This window comes from Pseudomonas aestuarii, assembly GCF_027988105.1.
GTDB lineage: Bacteria > Pseudomonadota > Gammaproteobacteria > Pseudomonadales > Pseudomonadaceae > Aquipseudomonas > Aquipseudomonas aestuarii.
In genome coordinates this window covers 1-557 of the sequence record NZ_JAQJZJ010000030.1, presented here as the reverse complement: position 1 = coordinate 557, position 557 = coordinate 1, and the positions used below count along the sequence as shown (strand labels likewise).

Genomic DNA, 557 nt, shown 5'->3' with positions numbered 1-557 from the left:
ACGTCGAGGCGCAGGTGGCCACTCTGGCGGCAGGGCTGTGCGCCGACTATCCAGTCTATCGTTGATCGTGTCAGTAGGACCGTAGGGTGGCTCCGCCCCCTACGTCGACTGAACAGGCCATCCATGGTTAAGTTTTTACGTATCAGGAGTACCCACTGATGCAACGTTATTCCGGCTTCGGCCTGCTCAAGCACTCCTTCAGCCACAACGAAAACTGGCAGCGCATGTGGCGCAACCCGACGCCCAAGCCGGTTTACGATGTGGTCATCGTCGGCGGTGGCGGCCACGGCCTGGCGACGGCCTACTACCTGGCCAAAGTATTCGGCGTGAAGAACGTCGCGGTGGTCGAGAAGGGCTGGTTGGGCGGCGGCAACACCGCGCGCAACACCACCATCGTGCGTTCCAACTACCTGTGGGACGAGTCGGCGCACCTCTACGAGCACGCCATGAAGCTGTGGGAAGGCCTGTCCCAGGACATCAACTACAACGTGATGTTCTCCCAGCGCGGCGTATTCAACCTCGGTCACAGTCTGCAAGACATGCGCGACATCGAGCGT

General features: G+C 60.7%; 1 protein-coding gene. It reads left to right on the top strand.

What is annotated here, in order from left to right:
* Window positions 1-158: 158 nt before the first annotated feature.
* The coding region (locus PH586_RS23410) for an FAD-dependent oxidoreductase (RefSeq protein ID WP_271350208.1) at window positions 159-557 on the top strand (399 nt) is incomplete at its 3' end.